Origin of the sequence: Desulfobulbus sp., from assembly GCF_030824455.1 — a bacterium.
In the GTDB taxonomy this organism is placed as follows: domain Bacteria; phylum Desulfobacterota; class Desulfobulbia; order Desulfobulbales; family Desulfobulbaceae; genus Desulfobulbus.
This window is the reverse complement of the sequence record NZ_JAVBXR010000118.1, coordinates 65,446-82,808: the sequence shown is the minus strand read 5'-3', so window position 1 is coordinate 82,808 and position 17,363 is coordinate 65,446. Positions and strand designations below refer to the sequence as shown.

At 60.7% G+C, this 17,363-nt stretch carries 10 protein-coding genes and 1 pseudogene; 9 read left to right on the top strand and 2 right to left on the bottom strand.

Annotation, left to right across the window (positions count from 1 at the left end; translation table 11 throughout):
• A pseudogene (locus RCH93_RS16005) lies at nt 1–295 on the bottom strand (class I SAM-dependent RNA methyltransferase); the annotation flags it as partial.
• A gap of 91 nt (nt 296–386) precedes the next feature.
• Between RCH93_RS16005 and RCH93_RS16000 the strand changes: the two are divergent.
• From RCH93_RS16000 to trpS, 6 genes are all read left to right on the top strand, one after another.
• The gene (locus RCH93_RS16000; protein WP_306549427.1) at nt 387–1,739 is read left to right on the top strand and encodes a sigma-54 dependent transcriptional regulator; all 1,353 of its coding nucleotides are present in this window, start codon (nt 387–389) and stop codon (nt 1,737–1,739) included.
• Between the two features lie 122 nt (nt 1,740–1,861).
• Nucleotides 1,862–4,525 (top strand): EAL domain-containing protein, encoded by a 2,664-nt coding sequence (locus RCH93_RS15995; protein ID WP_306549426.1) that lies wholly within the window; start codon nt 1,862–1,864, stop codon nt 4,523–4,525.
• Nucleotides 4,526–4,668: 143 nt separating this feature from the next.
• On the top strand, nt 4,669–6,000 hold the full coding sequence (locus RCH93_RS15990; RefSeq protein ID WP_306549425.1) for a pyridoxal phosphate-dependent aminotransferase: 1,332 nt from the start codon (nt 4,669–4,671) through the stop codon (nt 5,998–6,000).
• Nucleotides 6,001–6,266: 266 nt separating this feature from the next.
• Nucleotides 6,267–6,857, top strand: a complete 591-nt coding sequence (locus tag RCH93_RS15985) for a nucleotide exchange factor GrpE (protein WP_306549424.1) — start codon at nt 6,267–6,269, stop codon at nt 6,855–6,857.
• Between the two features lie 100 nt (nt 6,858–6,957).
• Entirely contained in the window at nt 6,958–8,877 is a 1,920-nt protein-coding gene (gene dnaK, locus RCH93_RS15980) for a molecular chaperone DnaK (protein ID WP_306549423.1), read from the top strand.
• Between the two features lie 147 nt (nt 8,878–9,024).
• On the top strand, nt 9,025–9,993 hold the full coding sequence (gene trpS, locus RCH93_RS15975) for a tryptophan--tRNA ligase (protein WP_306549422.1): 969 nt from the start codon (nt 9,025–9,027) through the stop codon (nt 9,991–9,993).
• Between the two features lie 177 nt (nt 9,994–10,170).
• On the opposite strand, the gene RCH93_RS15970 is transcribed toward trpS, so the two are convergent.
• Nucleotides 10,171–11,124, bottom strand: coding sequence for a peptidylprolyl isomerase (locus RCH93_RS15970; RefSeq protein WP_306549421.1), 954 nt, complete (start codon nt 11,122–11,124; stop codon nt 10,171–10,173).
• Between the two features lie 355 nt (nt 11,125–11,479).
• On the opposite strand from RCH93_RS15970, the gene RCH93_RS15965 reads away from it, so the two are divergent.
• The 3 genes from RCH93_RS15965 (at nt 11,480) to carB (ending at nt 17,291) form a co-directional block, all read left to right on the top strand.
• Nucleotides 11,480–12,805 (top strand): 3-deoxy-D-manno-octulosonic acid transferase, encoded by a 1,326-nt coding sequence (locus tag RCH93_RS15965; RefSeq protein ID WP_306549420.1) that lies wholly within the window; start codon nt 11,480–11,482, stop codon nt 12,803–12,805.
• A 123-nt stretch (nt 12,806–12,928) separates the two neighbouring features.
• The gene (gene carA / locus RCH93_RS15960; protein ID WP_306549419.1) at nt 12,929–14,044 is read left to right on the top strand and encodes a glutamine-hydrolyzing carbamoyl-phosphate synthase small subunit; all 1,116 of its coding nucleotides are present in this window, start codon (nt 12,929–12,931) and stop codon (nt 14,042–14,044) included.
• Nucleotides 14,045–14,066: 22 nt separating this feature from the next.
• Nucleotides 14,067–17,291, top strand: a complete 3,225-nt coding sequence (carB, locus tag RCH93_RS15955; RefSeq protein ID WP_306549418.1) for a carbamoyl-phosphate synthase large subunit — start codon at nt 14,067–14,069, stop codon at nt 17,289–17,291.
• Nucleotides 17,292–17,363: the final 72 nt, after the last annotated feature.

Here is a 17,363-nt window from a genome sequence, read left to right as displayed (position 1 = left end):
GGGATTCGCGCAGGATCTGGCCCTTGATCGCCAACTGGGCCGGGTGGGCGGCATGCTGGAGGTCGCAGCCGCCGCACATTCCGTAATACGGACAGGGCGGGACAACGCGCTCCGGCGAAACTTCCACGATCCGCGCAAGGTCCCCTTCCTTATGACCGCGATGAACCTTGGTTTCAACCGCAATCACGGTTTCCCCCGGCAGGACGCCGCCGACCATCATCACCATGCCGTCGGCAAGCGTGCCCAATCCCTTGCCCCCGGCAATCACCTTTGTTATTTTCAGCGTATGTTCCATTTGCGCAATGTAGTTGTTTAGTGCTAGTATATTCAAGAAATAATTGACAAATTAAAGCCGGTTGAAACCGGCGTGAAGAGGAGCGGGCAGCGTGGGCGCACAGGCCAAAGCCAAAATTCTCATAGTTGACGACGAACGGGTGCACCGCTTCATGCTGCACTCGCTTTTTACCGAATGGGGCTGGGACGCCGAAGAAGCCGACGACGGCTCCACCGCCGTTGCGGCCGTCGCCCAGGGCCCCTTTGACGCCATCCTGATGGACGTGCGCATGACGGTCATGGACGGCATGGAGGCCCTGAGGCGGATTCACGCCATCAATCCGGCCATCCCGGTGATCATCATGACCGCCTTTTCCTCGGTCGACTCGGCCGTGGCCGCCATCAAGCAGGGGGCCCACGACTACCTCACCAAGCCGCTTGACTTCGACCGGTTGCGCACCACCCTGGAGGTGGCCATGGGCCATCGCCAGCGGGAAACCGATGCGGCGGAGCTTGGCCAACCCTTTGGCGACGACGGCCGCATCATCGGTTCCTCGGTCCCGATGCAGGCGCTGTGGGAGATGATCGTGCACGTCGCGCCCACCGAGGCCACGGTGCTGATCAACGGCGAGTCCGGCACCGGCAAGGAATTGGTGGCTGCGGCCCTGCATCATAAAAGCCTGCGCCGCCAGGGACCGTTCATCAAGGTCAACTGCGCCGCCCTGGCGGAAACCCTGCTGGAATCCGAACTGTTCGGCCATGAGCGCGGGGCCTTCACCGGCGCTGACCGTCGCCGCGAAGGGCGTTTTGTCCAGGCCCAGGGCGGCACCCTTTTTCTCGACGAGATCGGCGAAACCTCGCCCGGCATGCAGGCCAAGCTGCTGCGGGTGCTTCAGGAGCACGAGCTGCAGCGGGTCGGCGGTCAGGAAACCATCAAAATCGATGTGCGCATCCTCTGTGCCACCAACCGCGATCTTGAAGCCGAGGTAGCGGCCGGCCGCTTCCGCGAGGATCTCTACTACCGCCTCAACGTGGTGCAGCTGGAGGCCCCGCCCCTGCGCGACCGGCAGGGCGACGTGCCCCTGCTGGCCAACTATTTCCTGCGCCAGTTTGCCGAACGCAACGGCCGGCTGGTGAGCGGCGTCACCCCCGAGTGCATGGACGTGCTCAACCGCTACCCCTGGCCGGGCAATGTGCGGGAGCTGGAGCATTCGATTGAGCGCGGCGTGATTCTGATGCGCGGCGACTATCTCGATCTCTCCGCCCTGCCGCAGGCCGTCCAGCGCTGGGCTGGCTTGAACGAGCCCAAGGAGACCGAGGAACCCTCGACCCTCAAGGAAGCGGAGAAAATGCTGATTCTCAAAACCCTGGAGGAAACCGGCGGCAATCGCAGCGAGGCGGCCCGTCGTTTGCAAATAACCCGCAAGACGCTCTTGAACAAGCTGAAAAGTTATAATATAAGCTGAGCCAGCATGAAAAATGCTGTGGTTGCAACCGCCTGAGGGTAATTGCCCACTGGTTGCCCCTTGAGGGCTTGCACGCGCTTTCAACCCTCTCTCGCCATCGGCTTGACATGGTCCCAACTCCAATGCAACGAACTTCGACCCTGCTGGAAGCCGCTTACGCCGTGAGTCGGCTTCTCCTGCAAGAGCGCGATCTGGCCAGCCTGCTCCAGGGCGTCTGTGATCGGCTGACCGGCGAGCACCTCAGCCAAGCGGCTTTGCTGGTGCTGCTCGACCAGGAATCGGGCGGGGTTATCACCGCCGAAACAGGTCTAGACGAGCGCTCTCGGCCGCTTATGGCTGGCCTTCGCGAGGGTCGTCTGCCAAGCTGCGGGGTGCAGGCGCTTGCGGCAGCAGCAGGCGAGGCTGTAGTCTGCAGCGAATGCGACTGCGGTCTCTGCGGCGGCGACAGTGCGCAGGCGGCCTCGTTGGGGCTCAGTGCGGCTGTTCGGTGCAATCCCAGTCTTTCCGGCTTTCTTACCCTCCAGTTGCCGCCGTCGGTCCAGCTCACCGCCGTTGAATGTCGGATTGTTGCCGATCTTGCCGATTCCATTGGCCTTGCCTTGCGCCAGCTGTTCGCCGACGAGGCCGCCAAACAACGGGAACAGGAGCTGGAGCGGATAGAAGAACGTTACGAGCTGGCCCTGCACGCTTCCCAGGCGGGACTCTGGGATTGGAACATCCGCACCGGGGAGATGTACACCAGTCCTGACCATTGGGAATTGCTCGATTATCAGGCAGGCGCCAAGGAAATGGCCGTTCCGCAGCGGTTTATCCACCCCGACGACCGCGACCGGGTCCTGGCGGTGCTCAACGAGCATCTGGCCGGCACGACCGAAGAGTACCGGATCGAATATCGGGTGCGGGAAAAAAGCGGCGAGTGGACCTGGTTTCTTGATCGCGGCCAGGTGGTGGAGCGCGACGACAACAACATGCCGGTGCGCATGACCGGCACCCATCAGAACATCACCCTGCAGAAAAAACAGGACCAGGCGATCGCCGTGGTGCAGCAGCAGTTGCACGAGGCGGTCCACTATGAGCGCAATTTTCTCCAGACCGTGATCGACAGCGCCGGCGATCCGGTGATGGTGATCGATCTGGAATTTAACCTGCTGCTGATCAATCAGGCGGCGGCGCGCTTGGTGCAGAGCAACGGCGACATCGCCTCGATGCAGGGGCAGAAGTGTTACCGCCTTTTTTGCGGGGCCGAGACCCCCTGTCAGGACCTTCGCTTTCCCTGCCCGGTAGCCCAGGTCAAGACCGACGGGCGGCAGACCAAACTGATTCACAATCCCTATCACGGCAACGGCGTCAACAACACCTTTGAACTGGAGGTCTCGCCGCTCAAGGACAATCAGGGCGCGCTCTACGGAATTATTGAGGTGGCCCGCGACGTCACTGATCGGTTGCGGATCGAAAAAGAGTTGCGCGACAGCCAGTCGCACCTCTACCGGTTGGCGCACCACGACGCCCTCACTGGGCTGCCCAACCGACTGCTGTTTCGCGACCGGTTCGCCCAGGCCGTCAGCAAGGCCGAGCGCAACCGCAACGGCGTGGCCGTGCTCTTTCTTGACCTGGACCGGTTCAAAACCGTCAACGACACCCTGGGCCACGACGTCGGCGACGCCCTGTTGGTCGAAGTGGCGGCCCGGCTCCAGCGGCAATGCCGCCAGTCCGACACTGTGGCCCGATTCGGCGGCGACGAGTTTGTCTTTATCCTCGAATCGATCAACGACCGCAAGGACGCCGCCGTGGTCGCCGACAAGATCATGGCGGCCCTGAGCCTGCCGGTGCACGCCAAGGGCAACGAGATCAACGTGACCACCAGCATCGGCATTGCCTTGTATCCCCATGACGCCGCCGCTGTCGACGAGGTGATCAAATGCGCCGATTTGGCCCTTTATGAGGCCAAGGAGATTGGGCGCAGCAATTATCAGTTTTACCGCCAGGGCATCTCGCAAAGGGGACAACGGCCCCGACTGGGCGAACAGCAGTTCCGGGCCGCCATGGAAACGGGCGAGTTGTCGGTTGACTATCTGCCGCGGTTTGCGCTGCAGAACGGCGCCCTTGCCGGCTTTGAGGCGCGTCTGCGCTGGCGTCACCCGCAGATGGGCCTGCTCTTGCCTGAGGCCTTTATTGCGGCAGCCGACGAGTGCGGCATGCTGGGGTTGGTCAGCGAATGGACCTTGCACGAGATCTGCCGCAGTCTGGATGGGTGGCGGCAAGCGGGCCTGCGTCTGCTGCCCGCAACCCTGCACATCGGTTCCCGACAACTGCGCGAGGTCGACTTTCTGCCCCTGCTCGAAAGGGTGCTCGCGCACGCTCCGCTTGCGTCGGAATGGCTGGTTCTCGAGCTGCGGGAGGGCGTCGTCACCGAGGCCGCCGGCCAGACGCTGGACTGCATCGAACAGATCGACCGGCTCGGCCTGGGGCTTGCGGTGAACGATTTCGGCGCCGGGCAGAGTTCGCTCTCGCGTCTGCAACGGCTGCCGCTGCGCAGCCTGACCATGAGCCGCGAGCTGGTTGCCGGCGTGCCCACCGAACCGGCCAGCTGCACCTTGGCGGCCGCGATCATCGCCCTTGGTCACGCTCTGGGGGCGCGCGTGCTTGCCGACGGGGTCGACCAGGAGGCGCAGCGCGATTTTCTTGCCGCTCACGGATGTGACCAGATGCAAGGGCCGTTGGTGTCGCCGGCCCTCAGTCGCGACCAAGTCGCCTCTTTGCTTGCGGAGTTCCCAAAGGGCGGTTGACGCTGTATGGCCCCTGTGGTATGTTCCCGCCTTGTTTTTTTCGCAAAAGGCTGACCGGTGTGCGTCAACGGGGAGGTTGACGGACCATCCGCGGTCGCTTTTTTTCCTGCCTCACCAATCTTTCTCTGAACATACGAGTTGCAATGCGTACTGATATTTTGCACATCGGCGCGGGTGAACTGAATTACGAGATCCGCAACATAGTCTCCGTCGGCGAGAAGCTCCAAAACATGGGCGTTCAGGTCAACTGGGAGAACATCGGCGACCCCATTGCCAAGGGCGAGCAGGTTCCGGATTGGATGAAGGAGATTGTGGCCGAGGCGGTGCATGAAGACGCCACCTACGCCTACAGTCCGACCAAGGGACTGCTGGCCACCCGCGAGTATGTGGCCGCCTGCACCAACCGCCTGGGCGGGGCGCAGATCGACGCCGACGACATCATCTTTTTCAACGGGCTGGGCGACGCCATCTCCAAGGTGTTCGGCTTCCTCAAGCCCACCGCCCGGGTGATCGTGCCCACCCCGAGCTACACCACCCATTCCTCGGCCGAGGCCGCGCACGCCAGCGCCCAGCCGGTGACCTACATCCTCGATCCCAACCACCTCTGGTATCCGGATCTCGAGGACATCGAAAACCACATCAAGTACAACCCGGCAGTGGCCGGCATCCTGGTGATCAACCCCGACAACCCCACCGGCGCGGTCTACCCGGCGGACGTGATGCGGGCGATTGTCGAGATCTGCGAGAAAAACGATCTGTTTATCATCTGCGACGAGATCTACCAGAACATGACCTACAACGGCACGGTCTCGGCGCCGTTGTGCACCGTGATCGGCGACAAGGTGCCGGCGATCTGCATGCGCGGCATTTCCAAGGAGATGCCCTGGCCGGGCAGCCGCTGCGGCTGGATCGAGGTCTACAACCGTCACCGCGATCCGATGTTCAACACCTATGTGCAGTCGATCCTCAACGCCAAGATGCTGGAGGTCTGTTCCGCCACCCTGCCGCAGGCCGTTCTGCCGCGGATCAAATCGCATCCGCAGTACAAGGAGCATCTCAAGAGCCGGATCAAACGCTACGAGCGCTATTCCAACCTCGCCTACGACATCCTCAAGAACGTCAAAGGGCTGCTGGTCAACCGCACCAACGGCGCCTTTTATATGAGCGCGGTGTTCGAGGAATGGGTGCTCAACCACCATCAGACCTTACCGATTGAGAACGACGAGGTACGGGAGACCATCGAGCGGCTGGTCTCGGGGCCCAACATCCAGCCGGACAAGCGGTTTGTGTATTATTTGCTCGCTTCCACCGGCATCTGCGTGGTGCCGCTCTCTTCGTTTGCCACCGAGCTCCAGGGCTTTCGCATCACCCTGCTGGAGAAAGAAGAGAAAGATTTTGTTGAGATTTTTAAAACCATTGCCAGCAGCATCAAGCGCTACGTCAACTCCCATCAAACCTGCACCCATTGCAGCTAAAGGCGTCAAGCGCCGCCTTGTTCAAAGCCCCTGCCGTCGTCCCGACGCAGGGGCTTTTTTGTTGTCCACCTTTGGTTTCCTTCCGTTTTTCCTTGGCTTTTTCTCGGCGGTTTCCCTGCTAAATCCCGGTTTCCTTCCCTTGACACCGGATTTTGCCATACTTATTGTTCGGACCAGATTTAACCGGCCCGACCCCGCATGCAAAGCGGATTTCGGGCCGAATGCATTGGGATTCGCAACAAGGACTCAGAACAAGGAGAGTGTCGGTGATAGACGAGACAAAAGATCAGGAACCTGTCGGCGCCCAGCAGGCAACAGAGGCTTCCGCAGACCTGGGCGATGTGGAGACTATTGCAGAGGATGGAGGCGGTCAGGAGAGCGAGGTGGAAACCTTGCGGCGTGAGCGCGACGAAACCCGTGACCAACTGATGCGGGTTGCCGCCGAGTTTGACAATTACAAAAAGCGGATGGAGCGGGAGCGAAGCAAACTGCTCAAGTACGCCGGCGAGAACATCCTTCGCGACCTGCTGGCCACCCTGGACAATCTTGATCGGGCGATTGAACAGGGCGGAGCCGCCGCCGAGGACGACGCCAAGAAGTTTGAGTCCATGCTGCAAGGGGTCGAGCTGACCCGCAAAGGTTTGGTGGCCACCTTGGAACGGTTTGGGGTTGAACCGCTGGTTGCGGCCGGGCTGGGTTTCAATCCTGACGAGCACGAGGCTTTGGCCATGGAAGCAAGCGAGGAGACGCCGGCCAACCATGTGCTGCGCGAATTTGCCAAGGGCTACCGGTTCAAGGACCGAGTCCTGCGGCACGCCAAGGTGGTTGTGTCCAGCGGAGCAGGCAAGGCGTCTTGACAAAGGACCGTTCGGTCGCACAGTACACTTATTGATGCGATTTGCGATTTTTCAGGCTTTGAGCCGACTATAAATACAGAAGAGACAGGAGATTGAAATTATGAGTAAAATAATTGGAATTGACTTGGGAACCACCAACTCGTGCGTGGCCATCATGGAGGGGGGGGATCCCAAGGTGATTGAGAACAGCGAGGGCAACCGCACCACGCCGTCGATTGTCGCCTTTTCCGACAGCGCTGAGCGACTGGTCGGTCAGATCGCCAAACGCCAGTCAGTCACCAACCCCACCCGGACGTTGTTTGCGATCAAACGATTGATCGGCCGCAAGTTTACCGACCCGGAAGTAAAAAAATCCATCGGCGTCAGCCCATTCAACATTGTTGAAGGCGCAGGCGGCGACGCCGTGGTCGAGGTTGACGGCAAGACCTACACCGCCGCTGAAATTTCCGCCATGATCCTGGGCAAGATGAAGCAGACCGCCGAGGAGTATCTGGGCGAGCCGGTCACCGAGGCCGTGGTCACGGTTCCGGCCTACTTCAACGACGCCCAGCGTCAGGCCACCAAGGACGCCGGCCGAATCGCCGGCCTCAATGTGCAGCGGATCATCAACGAGCCGACCGCCGCCTCCCTGGCCTATGGTCTGGACAAGAAGGGCGAGGAAAAGATTGCGGTGTTTGACCTTGGCGGCGGCACCTTCGACGTCTCCATTCTGGAGATCGGCGACGGCGTTTTTGAGGTGAAATCCACCAACGGCGACACCTTCCTCGGCGGCGAAGACTTTGACATGCGCATTGTCAACTGGCTGGCCGACGAGTTCAAACGCGACCAGGGCGTTGATCTGCGCAACGACAAGATGGCCCTGCAGCGCCTGAAGGAAGAGGCGGAAAAGGCCAAGAAAGAGTTGTCTTCAGCCATGGAGACCGACATCAACCTGCCGTTTATCACCGCCGACGCCACTGGCCCCAAACATCTCAACGTCAAACTGAGCCGGACCAAGCTCGAGGTGCTGGTCGAGGATCTGATTGACCGCTGCGAAGGCCCTTGCCGCACCGCGCTCAAAGACGCCGGCCTCAACCCGGCCGACATCGACGAGGTTATCCTGGTCGGCGGCATGACCCGTATGCCCAAGGTGCAGGAGAAGGTCAAGTCCATCTTCGGCAAAGATCCGCACAAGGGCGTCAACCCGGACGAGGTCGTGGCCATCGGCGCGGCTATCCAGGGCGGCGTGCTCAAAGGCGACGTCAAGGACGTGCTGCTGCTGGACGTCACTCCGCTTTCCCTGGGCATCGAGACCCTGGGCGGCGTCATGACCAAGCTGATTGAGAAGAACACCACGGTGCCGACCAAAAAGAGCCAGGTCTTCTCCACCGCAGCCGACAATCAGCCGGCGGTGTCGATCCACGTGTTGCAGGGCGAGCGCGAGATGGCCGCCAACAACAAGACCATCGGTCGTTTTGATCTGGCCGACATTCCCACAGCCCCACGCGGGGTGCCGCAGATCGAGGTTACCTTTGACCTGGACGCCAACGGCATTCTCCATGTTTCCGCCAAGGATCTGGGCACCAACAAGGAGCAGTCGATTCGGATTACCGCCTCTTCCGGCCTTTCCGAGGCTGAGATCGAGCGGATGAAAAAAGACGCCGAGCTGCACGCCGAAGAGGACAAGAAGCGCAAGGAATTGGTTGAAGCCAAGAACAATGCCGACTCCATGATCCACATGACCACCAAGACCCTGACCGAGTTGGGCGACAAGGTGGACGCCGAGACCAAGGCCAATGTGGAGAAAGAGATCGAGAACCTGAAAAAGGTCATGGAGGGCGAGGACTCGGCCGCCATCAAGGCAGCCACCGACACTCTGACCCAGGCCTCGCACAAACTGGCGGAATTGATGTACGCCCAGGCCAAGGGGCAGCAGGGCGCAGGTCCCGCCGATCCAGGCGCGGCTGGAGCCGGCGCCGCCGGCGGCAAGCGTGGCAAGGACGATGACGTGGTTGATGCTGATTTTGAAGAAGTGAAGTAATCAGGCCTGCCCTGCGTGCCGCAGGGAGGTTGGCGTTGTGTGGGAGTGCGGTTTCGCACTCCCATTTTTTTTGTCATTTTTTTGGGAATTGCGCTATAACGGTGCGGTTTGCGAAATTTCCCCCATTTTACTGAAAAAGAGAACCCCATGAAACGAATACTGTCGGGAATTCAACCTTCCGGAAAACTCCATATCGGTAATTATTTTGGCATGATGCACTCAATGATCCGCCATATGGAGTCGGCGGAGCTGTACGTGTTTATCGTCGACCTGCACGCCCTGACCTCGGTCCAGGACCGGGACCGTCTGCGTCAGGGTACCCTGGAGGCGGCGGCCGATTTTCTTGCCCTCGGCCTTGACCCGGACCGCTGCACCTTCTGGGTGCAGTCCGACGTGCCCGAGGTCTGCGAGCTTTCCTGGCTGTTGTCCATTCTCACCCCCATGGGGTTGCTCGAGCGCTGTCACTCCTACAAGGACAAGGTGGCCAAGAACATCCCGGCCAGCCACGGGCTGTTCGCCTATCCGGTGCTGATGGCCGCCGACATTTTGTTGTATCAGGCCGAGGTCGTGCCCGTGGGCAAGGACCAGAAGCAGCATCTGGAGGTGGCGCGGGACATTGCCATCCGCTTCAACAACGCCTATGGCGAGACCTTTGTCGTTCCGGAACCGGAAATCAACGAAACCACCGCCATTGTCCCCGGTTTGGACGGACAGAAGATGTCCAAATCCTACGACAACACCATTCCCATCTTTCTTGACGACAAGGCCCTGCGCAAGCGGGTGATGGCGGTGCAGACCGACGCCACCCCGGTGGAGGCCCCCAAAAATCCGGACACGTGCAACCTCTACGCCCTGCTCAAGCTCTTTGCCTCGGCGGAGAAGATGCAGGAGGTGCGCGACCTCTACCTCAACGGCGGCGCCGCCTACGGCTATCTCAAACAGGATCTGTTTGAGTTGATCAACGACTATTTTGCCCCGGCTCGGGCCAAGAAAAAGGAGTTGCTCGACAATCCCGACTACCTGCGTCAGGTGCTGGCCAAGGGGGCTGAAAAGGCGCGGGCCAAGGCGGCCGTAACCCTGGATCTTGCCCGGGATCGGATGGGGTTGAAATACTGAAATTCTCTTGTTGGCGTCTGTTGCGTTGTTTGCTGAAGAAGGGCGCGAGTCGAAGAGGCGATCCCGTTCAAGGGGGGCTGGCGCTGACGGGCGTGCGCCGTCAAAGCTGAAGGCCATAAAAAAAAGGCGGGGAGATGTCCCCGCCTTTTTTTATGGTGCGTTTGAGTCTGGCGCCAATCAGAAACTGACCATCTCAACGTCAAAGACCAGCCAGGCGTTGGGCGGGATCACGCCGCCCGCGCCCCGTTCGCCATAGGCCAGTTCCGGCGGAATGATCAGGGTGCGTTTTTCGCCCTTGGCCATCTGGCTCAAGGCTTCGTCCCAACCGGGAATCACCCGACCGGTTCCCACCGGAAAGGCGATGGGTTCGCCCCGGTCGTAGGAGCTGTCGAACTTGCGGTTGCCCAGGAGCAGGCGGCCGGTGTAGTGGGCCTTGATCGTGGCGCCCACGGCAGGGGGCTCGCCTTCGCCTTTTTGCTCCACTTGGGAGTACAGGCCCGAGTCGGAGCGCACGGCCTTGGGCCACTGCTCCTTGATCATCTTCTGGATTTTTTCCTGCTGCGCTTTGAGCGCGCCGGACTGCCGATCTTTGATGGCGGCCACGGCGGCGTCAAAGGCGGCCTGGTCGGTTTTGAAGGCCTCAGCCTCCTTGCCCACGCGGATAATGGCGATCGATTTAATGACGTCGCCTTTGTCGATTTTGTTGACCACGTCCTGGCCTTCCACCACCCGGCCAAAGACGGTGTGCTTGTCGTCCAGGTGAGGCGTGGCGACATGGGTGATGAAGAACTGGCTGCCGTTGGTGCCGGGTCCGGCATTGGCCATGGAGAGCACGCCGGGTCCGTCGTGACGGAGCGCCGGATCGAACTCGTCGGGGAAGGTGTAGCCCGGGCCGCCGGTGCCGGTTCCCAGGGGACAACCGCCCTGGATCATGAAATTGGCGATCACCCGGTGAAAGGTCAGGTCGTTGTAGAACGGCGTGCCGGTGTGCTTGCTGCCGCCGCCCAGATGCAGCGAACCTTCCGCCAAGCCGACGAAGTTAACAACCGTCAGCGGCGTCTTGTTGTAAAAAAGCCTGAGCAGAATGTCGCCCTTGGCGGTGGTGATTTTTGCATACAGTCCGTCTTTCATGGGTTTTTCCTCGGCAGAAAATGCGGGTTGTCCGGAACAAAAAAGCAACGCGGACAGGAACAGCAGCGAAAGCAGCCTGGTCATGGAATTCTCCGGCGATACGTTTTGTTCATTGTTTTTTGGGTTTCTCTCCTCCGCAGACAAGGGCGGCGGAGTGCGATTGATGGAATCTGGGTTGCTTACAGGGCCGGCGCCGGCTTGTCAATGAAAAAGGGGATGGGCGCCGCATGCCGGCCGGTCGCCAATTTTCAAGGCTTTTTTCCGCATTGGCGCGGATCGGAGTTGACGGAGTGGCGAGGCCTTTGTTAAATAGATGAATTTTTGCGTCGTGTGGATCAACCTGATCGGGAGCCTCTTGGAAAAATTGCTGTACCTGCTCTACAGTGCCCTTGGAACCGGATTGTATTGTCTTCTGGTGCTGTTGTTTCCCCTGATGCGGCTTGTGGGCGGCAGATACGGATACGGGCTGGAGCAACGGCTTGGCCGGTATCCCGGCAGGGTCGCTCTCAGACGGTCCGGCCATTCGATTCTCTGGATGCATGCCTCCTCGGTGGGGGAAACGCAAGCGGCCGTCATTTTGATCGACGCCTTGCTCAGGTCCTGCGCCTCTCTTCGCATCTTCCTTACTTCGACCACCGAGCAGGGCCACCGGATGGCCCAAAGCCGTCTTTCCGAAAAGGTCGTCTGTCTGTTGGCGCCTCTGGACGCGCCTCCGGCGGTGCGGCGCGCCGTCCGCTTCCTGCGGCCGGATCTGTATATAGGTCTGGAAACGGAACTGTGGCCGGTGCTGCTGACCCGTTTGCGGGCAGCCGGGGTTCCTCTGCTGTTGCTCAATGGGCGGATTTCAGAGCGCTCTTTTGGCCGTTACCGGCGGATACGCTCGTTTATGCAGTCTTTTCTGGCCGGATTTGAAGCTGTGGCGGCCATCAGCGAGGCCGACGGGCTCCGCTTTGCCGGGTTGGGCGTGCCTGAGTCGCGCATTCAGGTCTGCGGCAATCTCAAATACGACATGCCGGCGGAGCAGATGGAACATACCCGCGCCGCCCAGCGCAAACGGCTTGGCGTTGCCGAGCAGAAGGTGTTTGTCTGCGGTTCGACCCACGAAGGCGAAGAGGCGATGTTGGCGCCGGTGTATCGCAAGCTTGCGGCCACCTTCCCGGTGGTCTGGGTGGTGGCGCCGCGCCATTTGGAACGTCTGCCTGCAGTGGAAGCCTTGTTTCGTCGCCTGTATCTGCCCTTTGAGCGGTATTCAGAACTTGCCGGCAAGGAGCGCACCGCAGCCGTTGTGCTGGTTGACGTCATGGGCGACCTGGCCGACCTCTACTGCGGCGGCGATCACATTTTCTGCGGCGGCAGTCTGGTTGACCGCGGCGGTCACAACGTCATGGAGGCGGCGCGTTGGGGACGTCCGGTCTGCTTTGGGCCTTACATGAAAGATTTTAACGACGCAGCCCATCTGTTGCAGTCGACCGGCGGCGGTTTTCAGGTGGCCGACGCCGACGCATTAACCGCCTTGCTGCTCCATCATCACGCCCGTCCCGAGGCCTATCTCGCGGCCTGCACGCGCGCGGCGGAAACCGCCGCCGGCCAACGGGGCGCAGTTGCGCGCCAGGCCGGCATCGTTTGTCAATGTCTGGCGTCGTCGCGGAAAACCACGAACGCCGCTCCTTTTCTTCCCTGACGTGACTGGCGGTATCGGCGGGCGTGCTTATCATACCACTGCACACGGGCATCGGGCGCCGACCGGCAGAGCCGGATAAAAATTTGCTTGATAACCGGAACTTCGTTCTTTTTTGGGTATACTATGAAAGCGTTAATCGGACTTGAAAACGGCACGGTGATGACCGCGCGTTCTTTCACCGGCCCTGGTGAGGCCGTGGGAGAGATTGTCTTCAACACCAGCATGAGCGGCTACCAAGAGGTGCTCACCGACCCCTCCTACACCGGTCAGTTGGTCGCCATGACCTACCCGCTGATCGGCAACTACGGCGTCAACCCCGAGGATATGGAATCGGCGGGCGTGCATCCGCGCGCCTTTCTGGTCCGCGAATACCAGGGGCAGCCGAGCAATTACCGGTCGACCGGCAATCTGGCGGATTTCCTTAAACACTACGGGGTGCTCGGCGTCGAAGGCCTGGACACCCGGATGCTGACCCGGATGATTCGCACCACCGGGGCCATGAAGGCGATCATTACCACCGAAGACATGGACGAGGCCTCGGTGGTTCGCCGCGCTCGCGAGTGGTCCGGGCTGGTTGGGCGCGACATGGTCGAGCGGGTGGCGAGCCCGGTCAGCTATCGCTGGGAGAGCGGCGCGCCGGTCCCTGGCGCCGGGTTCCCGACAGCCGCGGATGGCCGTTTCAAGGTGGTGGCCTATGATTTCGGCATCAAATACAACCAATTGCGCCTGCTGACCCGCAAGGGCTGCCAAGTGCTGGTGGTGCCGGCAACCACCTCCGCCGAGGAGGTCCTGGCCCTGCAGCCGGACGGCGTGTTTCTCTCCAACGGCCCGGGCGACCCTGCCGGGGTGCGCGGCGTGGTCGGCAATATCCAGAAACTGCTGGGGCGCCTGCCGATTTTTGGCATCTGCCTGGGGCATCAGATGCTCGGTCTGGCCTACGGCGGCACGACTTACAAACTCAAATTCGGTCACCGGGGCGGCAACCAGCCGGTTAAGGATCTGCTCACCGGCAAGGTGGAGATCACCTCGCAGAACCACGGCTTTTGCGTTGATCCGGCCAGCCTGCCGGCAAACGTCGAGGTGACCCACGTCAATCTCAACGACGGCAGCCTGGAGGGCATGCGCCACCGCGAGTGGCCGGCCTTTTCTGTGCAGTACCACCCCGAATACGCGCCCGGTCCCCACGATGCCGAATACCTCTTTGACCGGTTCATTCAACTGATGGAGCAGGCGAGCTGATTGCTCGGCCCAAAGCGAGAATATGCCAAAACGCACCGACATACACAAAATACTCATCATTGGCTCCGGGCCGATCATCATCAGCCAGGCCTGTGAATTCGACTACTCCGGCGCCCAGGCGGTCAAGGCCCTCAAAGAAGAGGGCTACGAAGTCGTTCTGATCAACTCCAATCCGGCGACCATCATGACCGACCCCGGTCTGGCGGATCGCACCTATATCGAGCCGATCACCCCCGAATGCGTGGCCAAGGTCATTGAGCGCGAGCGGCCCGATGCTTTGTTGCCGACCCTGGGCGGCCAGACCGGGCTCAACACCGCGATCAAGGTTGCGGAGATGGGCGTGCTGGAGAAGTACGGAGTGGAGTTGCTGGCGGCCAACATCGATGTCATCCGCAAGGCCGAGGGACGGGAAGAGTTCCGCGACGCCATGCGCAAGATCGGCCTCAAGGTTCCGGAATCCGCCATTGTCCACACCCTGGAAGAGGTTATGGCAGCCGCTGAGCAGATCGGTTTTCCGATCATTGTCCGCCCCAGCTTCACCCTCGGCGGTACCGGCGGCGGCGTCGCCTACAACCGGGCCGAACTCAACCAGATGGCCACCGCCGGCATCGATCTGTCGATGACCAACGAGGTCATGCTCGAGCGCTCGCTGCTCGGTTGGAAGGAGTTCGAGCTGGAGGTGATGCGCGACAAAAACGACAACGTGGTCATTATCTGCTCGATTGAGAACATCGACGCCATGGGCGTGCATACCGGCGATTCGATCACCGTGGCCCCAGCCCAGACCCTGAGCGACCGTGAATACCAGGAGATGCGGGACGCGGCGATTGCCATCATCCGCGAGATCGGAGTGGAAACAGGCGGCTCCAACGTCCAGTTTGCGGTCAACCCGGCCGACGGCGAACTGATGGTGATTGAGATGAATCCCCGGGTTTCGCGGTCGTCCGCCCTGGCTTCCAAGGCCACCGGCTTTCCGATTGCAAAGATCGCCGCCAAGCTGGCGGTGGGCTACACCCTGGACGAGATCAAAAACGACATCACCCGCGAAACCTACGCCTCCTTTGAGCCGAGCATTGACTACTGCGTGGTCAAGATTCCGCGTTGGACCTTCGAGAAATTCCCTGAGGCCGAGGATATTCTGAGCACGGCGATGAAGTCGGTGGGCGAAACCATGGCCATTGGCCGCACCTTCAAGGAGGCCTTCCAGAAGGGGATGCGCTCGTTGGAAGTCGGGCGGATGGGCTTTGGCTTCGACGGCAAGGAGGACATGACCACCCTGCATCAGGATGATCTCGACCGGGGCCTGAATCGGCCCAACTCGAAGCGGGTCAGCCATATTTTCGAGGCCCTGCGGCGCGGGATGTCCATCGAACGGATTTACGAGCTGAGCCAGATCGATCCCTGGTTCCTCAACAATTTCAAGCAGCTGGTGGACAAGGGCGAAGAGATTCGGACCCGCGGCTTTGTCGGCCTGGATCGCGACTTTCTCTATGAGGCCAAGCAGCACGGTTTTTCCGACGTCCAGTTGGCCACCCTGACCGGCACCTCCGAGGACGACATCCGCAAATTGCGGATCAAACTTGGCTTGGAGCCGGCCTACAAGTTGGTGGACACCTGTGCCGCCGAGTTCGAATCCTACACGCCGTACTACTATTCCACCTACGAGCAGGAGGATGAGTCTAAACGGAGCGACCGCAAGAAGATCATGATCCTCGGCGGCGGTCCCAACCGGATCGGCCAGGGCATCGAGTTTGATTACTGTTGCGTCCACGCCTCCTTTGCCCTGCGCGAAATCGGGGTCGAGTCGATCATGGTCAACTCCAATCCAGAGACCGTGTCCACCGACTACGACACCTCGGACAAGCTCTACTTTGAACCGCTGACCCGCGAGGACGTGCTCAACATCATTGAGCGGGAACGGCCGGACGGGGTGATTGTCCAGTTTGGCGGCCAGACGCCGCTCAACCTGGCGGTGCCGCTGGCCAGGGTGGGCGTGCCGATCATCGGCACACCGCCTGACGCCATTGACCGCGCCGAGGACCGCAAACGATTCCAGCAGCTGCTGCAGAAACTGGGTTTGCGCCAGCCGGCCAACGGCACGGCCCACACCCTGGAAGAGGCATTGGGCGTGGCCGCCGAGATCGGCTATCCGGTGGTCATGCGGCCATCCTACGTGTTGGGCGGTCGCGACATGCGGATCGTCTACAACGAGCAGGGCATCCGCAGCTTCATGGCCATCCCCGGCATGACCGGCGGCGAGCATCCGGTGCTGCTTGACCAGTTCCTCAAGGACGCGATCGAGGTAGACGTCGATGCGATCAGCGACGGCTCAATGACCGTGCTCGGCGGCATCATGGAGCATATTGAGGAGGCGGGCATCCATTCCGGCGATTCGGCCTGCGTGTTGCCGCCCCACACGCTCTCCCAAACCATGATTGAGGAGATCACCGCCGCCACCAAGTCCATGGCCCAGGAATTGGGCGTGATCGGGCTGATGAACGTGCAATACGCGGTGCAGGGCCAGAAATTGTTTATTCTTGAGGTCAACCCACGGGCCTCGCGGACCGTGCCCTTTGTGTCCAAGGCCACCGGCGTGCCCCTGGCCAAGATCGCCACCAAGGTGATGCTGGGCATAACCCTGGAACAGCTTGGCTTCACCAAAGAAAAGACCCTGCATCACTGGGCTGTCAAAGAGGCGGTCTTTCCCTTTGACCGGTTCCCGAACGTCGACACCCTGCTTGGGCCGGAGATGAAATCCACCGGCGAGGTCATGGGCATTGACGACGACCTGGGCCTGGCTTTGGCCAAATCGCAGATGGCTTCCAATTCCGAACTGCCTGAGCGCGGCACGGTGTTTCTCAGCGTGCGCCACGGGGACAAGGACGCGGTGGTCCCGGTGGCCAAAAAACTTGAGGACCTTGGCTACGCCATTCTCGCCACCCGGGGCACGGCAACCAAATTGAAGGAAAGCGGCATTGCCTGCAGCGAGGTCAATAAAATCTCCCAGGGCCGCCCCCATATTTTGGATAAAATCCAGGACGGGCAGGTGCAGTGGATCCTCAACACCTCGGCCGGCAACCGAACCACCGAAGACAGCTACATCATCCGCCGGGCGGCGCTTGACTACCATATCCCCTACACCACCACCCTCACCGGCGGCTTGGCCATGACGCAGGCCATGGAGTCCGTGCGTCACAAAGAGGTGGGCGTCAAGACCATCCAGGAATTCGCAAAGGGCATTGACTGAAAGAAAATCGATGTTAAAGTAGGTTATCCAATTGAAAAGAAGGGATAAGCGGCTAATGGGGCCGGCGAATTT

Excerpts from the sequence above, each read along its gene's own strand:
- RCH93_RS15995 (WP_306549426.1), top strand. The coding sequence starts at position 1,862 with ATGCAACGAACTTCGACCCTGCTGGAAGCCGCTTACGCCGTGAGTCGG.
- RCH93_RS15990 (WP_306549425.1), top strand. The coding sequence starts at position 4,669 with ATGCGTACTGATATTTTGCACATCGGCGCGGGTGAACTGAATTACGAG.
- dnaK (WP_306549423.1), top strand. The coding sequence starts at position 6,958 with ATGAGTAAAATAATTGGAATTGACTTGGGAACCACCAACTCGTGCGTG.
- trpS (WP_306549422.1), top strand. The coding sequence starts at position 9,025 with ATGAAACGAATACTGTCGGGAATTCAACCTTCCGGAAAACTCCATATC.
- RCH93_RS15970 (WP_306549421.1), bottom strand. The coding sequence starts at position 11,124 with ATGAAAGACGGACTGTATGCAAAAATCACCACCGCCAAGGGCGACATT.
- carA (WP_306549419.1), top strand. The coding sequence starts at position 12,929 with ATGAAAGCGTTAATCGGACTTGAAAACGGCACGGTGATGACCGCGCGT.
- carB (WP_306549418.1), top strand. The coding sequence starts at position 14,067 with ATGCCAAAACGCACCGACATACACAAAATACTCATCATTGGCTCCGGG.